General features: G+C 65.7%; 4 protein-coding genes. All 4 read left to right on the top strand.

The window, feature by feature from the left end; genetic code table 11:
- On the top strand, window positions 1–916 hold a 916-nt coding region (locus tag BN903_RS05510; protein ID WP_228841027.1), incomplete at its 5' end, for an ABC transporter ATP-binding protein.
- Window positions 917–1031: 115 nt separating this feature from the next.
- Window positions 1032–2375, top strand: a complete 1344-nt coding sequence (locus BN903_RS05515; RefSeq protein ID WP_048076790.1) for an ABC transporter substrate-binding protein — start codon at window positions 1032–1034, stop codon at window positions 2373–2375.
- A gap of 5 nt (window positions 2376–2380) precedes the next feature.
- Window positions 2381–3409, top strand: a complete 1029-nt coding sequence (locus BN903_RS05520; RefSeq protein WP_048076791.1) for a branched-chain amino acid ABC transporter permease — start codon at window positions 2381–2383, stop codon at window positions 3407–3409.
- The gene (locus BN903_RS05525; RefSeq protein ID WP_048076792.1) at window positions 3402–4481 is read left to right on the top strand and encodes a branched-chain amino acid ABC transporter permease; all 1080 of its coding nucleotides are present in this window, start codon (window positions 3402–3404) and stop codon (window positions 4479–4481) included. Before BN903_RS05520 ends, BN903_RS05525 begins: the two co-directional genes overlap by 8 nt.
- The last annotated feature ends 19 nt before the right edge of the window (window positions 4482–4500 follow it).

Consider the following 4500-nt stretch of genomic DNA (forward strand, 5'->3'; position numbering starts at 1 on the left):
GTCGCTGGAGACGCTCATTGGCGAGGAGGCGGACGAGTCTCCGGAGGCGGGCGCCACGGTCGATGAGACGGCCGCAGATCCAACGCCGGCCGGCGGCGGAGCGGTACCTGTAGGGGGCGCGGGCGCGTCATCCGAACCCGCGGCGACGGGAGCCGGGACGAGCGCCGCGTCCGCGCTCTCCGGGATCGGGGCGGAGTCCGACGGGGAGTCGTGGCTCGTCGGCGAAGACCTCGTCAGCGGCTACGGGAACCACCGAGTCGTCGACGGGGTCTCGATGGAGAGCCGGGACGGCGTCACCTGCATCTTCGGGCCGAACGGGTCCGGAAAGTCGACCCTTTTAAAAACGCTCGCCGGGGTCGTCCCGGCGTGGGAGGGACAAGTCACCCACCGCGGCACCGATGTGACCCACAACCGACCGGCCGAGAATGTCCACAACGGCATCACGATGCTCCCGCAGGACGGTGGGATCTTCGGCGACCTGACGGTCCGCGAGAACCTCCTCCTCGGTGGCTACACCGTCGACGACGGGGCCGTTCGCGAGGAGCGGTTCGACGAGGTGCTGGCGTCGTTCCCGGAGCTTGAGGACAAACTCGACGAGCGAGGGCGGTCGCTGTCCGGCGGCCAGCAGATGATGCTCAGCTACGGACGCGCCATGATGACTGGCGCGGAGGTGTACCTCCTCGACGAGCCATCGAGCGGACTGGCACCGTCCCTCATCGATCAGGTGTTCGAGATGACGCGCCGCCTCGTCGAAAGCGGCGCGCAGGTGGTCCTAATCGAGCAGAACGTCCGCGAGGCGCTGCGGATCGCCGATTACGTCTACATCTTAGCGCAGGGGCAACTCCAGTTCGAGGGGACCCCCGACGACCTGACCAACGAGGACGACCTCGTCGAACTGTATCTCGGTCTCGACTAACGCCCGCCGTTTCTCTGGCGTCATGCCCCCTACGTTCTCACTCGTCACGACCTGCGGTGACAGCCACAATCTTTCGTAACAAACTATATGTGTACCCGTCTCACACAAGACGTATATGGGAGACAACCCCAGAGATCGTGTCAGCAGACGCTCATTTGTTAAGTACAGCGGCGCGGCCGGCGTCACCGGCGCGCTGGCCGGCTGTTCCAGTGACGGTGGAGACGGAAGCGACGGAAGCGACGGAAGCGACGGCAGTGACGGAAGCGACGGAAGCGACGGCAGTGACGGAAGCGACGGAAGCGACGGCAGTGACGGAAGCGATGGAAGCGACAGCAGTGACGCTCCCGACGAAGTGATCATCGGCTCGAACCACCCACTGAGCGGATCGCTCAGTAACACCGGCGAGCGGATGGACGAGGCGGTCAGGCTGGCCGCGATGATGAAAAACGAGTCTGGCGGTATCGAGTCGCTCGACGGCGCGGAACTGAGCGTCATCAGCGGGGACAACGAGGGCGCCCAGGAGCTCGGCGGCGAAGTGGCACAGGAGCTCATCGACGACGGCGCGAGCGTGCTGACCGGCTGCTACTCCTCGCCGGTGACGAGCGCGGCCACCCGGACGTCAGAGAGCGCCGGCGTCCCGTTCGTCATCTCGGTGTCCGTCGCCAACTCGATCCTGCAGGAGACGCAGCTGAACTACGCGTACCGCCCCCAGCCCCCGGCGAACCAGATGGCGGTCGACCACGCGCGCCTGCTCGCCGACGAGATTCGGAACGCTGGCGAGGAGATCGAGACCGCGGGGCTGTTCTACATTGACATCAGCTTCGGCCAGTCGATCCGCGATGCGCTCCGGGAAGAGCTCCCGGCGAACGACATCGAGATCGTCGCGGAGACGGCCTACCAGCCGGGCGACACCGCCGACACGCAGGTCACGACGCTTCGGGACGCGGATCCCGACGCGGTCATCGCGACGACCTACCGGTCGGGGACGATCGAGCTCGTCAACGCGATGGACAACCAGGACTACCAGCCGAACTACTTGACCGGCTGTTCGAACGCGGCGATGAACGACGTCAGCGCGCTCGAAGAGATGGGCGACACCGTCGAGGGAGGCTTCGCGACCAACTTCGCGCTCGACCCGACCTCCGACGCCGCCAGTGAGGTCCGGTCGCGCTTCGAGTCAGAGTTCGACTCCGGCTTCGACGCCAACGTCGCGATGACGTACGCCTCAACCCAGGTCATCATCGCGGCCATCGAAGAGGCCGGGTCGGCCGACCCCGACGACATCAACGACGCGCTCGGGCAGATCACGGTCGAGGACCACATCGCGGCGATGCCGCCGATCACCTTCGCCGACAACGGCGAAAACGAGAACGCGCTCGCGCCGCTGTTCCAGATTCAGGACCTCCAAGACCGCGTGGTCGCACCCGAGCAGTTCGCCGAGACCGACGTGCAGTTCTGACCCACATGCTCTCTTCGTTTTTCCTTGACGCCTGCTGTCGAGAAGCGGCCGCTGTCTCGTTCGCTGGTGTGCCCGCCGGCGCGGCCGGTGCGCTCGGGGGGCTCGCCGCGCTAGCCGGCACGCTCGACTCGGCCGGAATGACTGCCGTCCTCGGCCTCTCGCTGCCGAATCCGACGATCCTCGCTCAGTACTTCGTGTTCGCCGTGCTGCTCGGCGGGATATACGGGCTCGTCGCGCTCGGGCTGACGATGATCTTCGGCGTGATGGACGTCATCAACTTCGCGCACGGCGCGCTGATGGTGGTCGCGATGTACGCGGTGCTGGTCTTTTCGGACGCCACGGGCCTGTCGCCGTTCTTCGCCATCCCGTTCGCCGTCGTCCTGTTGTTCGTCCTCGGCGTCCTCGTCTACCGGTCGACGATCGCGCCGATCATCGACGCGCCACAGGAGAACCAGCTCATCGTCACCTTCGGGGTCCTGTTGATCCTCGTCAGCGGCGTCGAGATGGTGTTCGGGTCCGACCCGCAACAGCTCGGGCTCGACCTGGGCTCCCTCAACATCTCCGGGGTGTTCGTTCCCCAGGGACAGCTGTACGCGCTCATCATCGCGCTCGTCGCGCTGGCCGGGACGTGGCTGTTCCTCCAGCGGACGATGCTCGGCCGCGCGATCCGCGGGACCGCCGACAACCGCGACGGCGCGCAGTACGTCGGGATCGACGTCCCCCGGATCGACGCGCTCACCTTCGGGATCGGCGCCGCGCTGGCGGGACTCGCCGGCGGGGTCATCCCGCTGTTCCAGTCGTTCACCCCGGCGCTCGGCGACCAGTACCTGATAAACGCGTTCGTCGTGGTCGTGTTGGGCGGGCTCGGCTCGTTCCCGGGCGCGTTCGTCGGCGGACTCATCATCGGCTTCATCCAGGTGTTCGGCTCGGCGTACCTGGGTGGCTCCACCTACCAGATCGTGATATTCCTGGCCTTCATCCTCGTGTTGCTCGTGAAACCGGAGGGACTGCTCGGAGGGAGCGCCGATGAGTAACGCGCTCTCACGTGCCGTCGAGCGGTACGGCGCGTTCCGAGACGAGTGGTACGCGCTCCCGGTTTTGGTCGCGGTGAGCCTCGTTGTGCTCGCTGCAATGCCGTTCCTTCGACAGCTCGCGCTGTTCGGCTTCGCCCCGCTGGGGTGGCTCAGTCTGAACATGCTCATCATCACCCTCGTCTGGGCGACGACCGCGCAGGCGTGGAACATCATGTCCGGGTACACCGGGCAGTTCTCGTTCGGGCACGCCGCGTTCTTCGGACTCGGCGCGTACACGACGATCATCCTGACCGATACCTTCGCCATCTCCCCGTGGATCGGCATGCTGCTTGGAAGCGTCTTCGCGGGGGTATACGGGCTCCTCATCGGCGCGTTGACCTTCCGCTACGACCTGGAAGGCCACTACTTCGCGCTGGCGACGCTGGCGTTCGCCGAGCTGTTGCGATACGTGTTCACAAACGTGCCACAGCTCGGCGGCGCAAGCGGGTTCTTCAGGCCGCTCGCGCGTGATTACGCCAGCGGCCCGGGACTGGTCGCGTTCCAGTTCACCGGCGACCTCCCGTACTACTATCTCATCCTTGGATTCCTGACTATCGTGACGGTCGTCTCGCTCGCGATCAACCGATCGCAGCTCGGCTACTACCTCTTCGCGATCCGCGAGGGGGAGGATGCCGCGGCCGCGATCGGCGTCCCGACCTACCGGTACAAGCTGTTGGCCGTCAGTGTGAGCGCCTTCTTCACGGCGTGGCCGGGGGCGTTCTGGGCGATGTACTTCAACACGATCCGTCCGTCGACGGTGTTCGACCTGCTCGTTAACGTCGAGATACTGCTGCCGGCCATCGTCGGCGGGGTCGGCACTGTCCTCGGACCGATCGTTGGCTCGTTCGTCATCATCCCTGTCAGCGAGTTCGTTCGCCAGTCCTTCTCGATTCCCGGACTGAACAACGCCGTCTACGGGGCGATCCTCATCGCAATCGTGTTGTACAGCCCGAAAGGCGTCATTTCGTGGCCGTCCCGGTTCATCGAACTGCTCCGGGCGCGAACCGACCTGTTCGACGACGATGCCGCCTGAGCCCGAACACGAGTTGGCG

This window comes from Halorubrum sp. AJ67 (genome assembly GCF_000513435.1).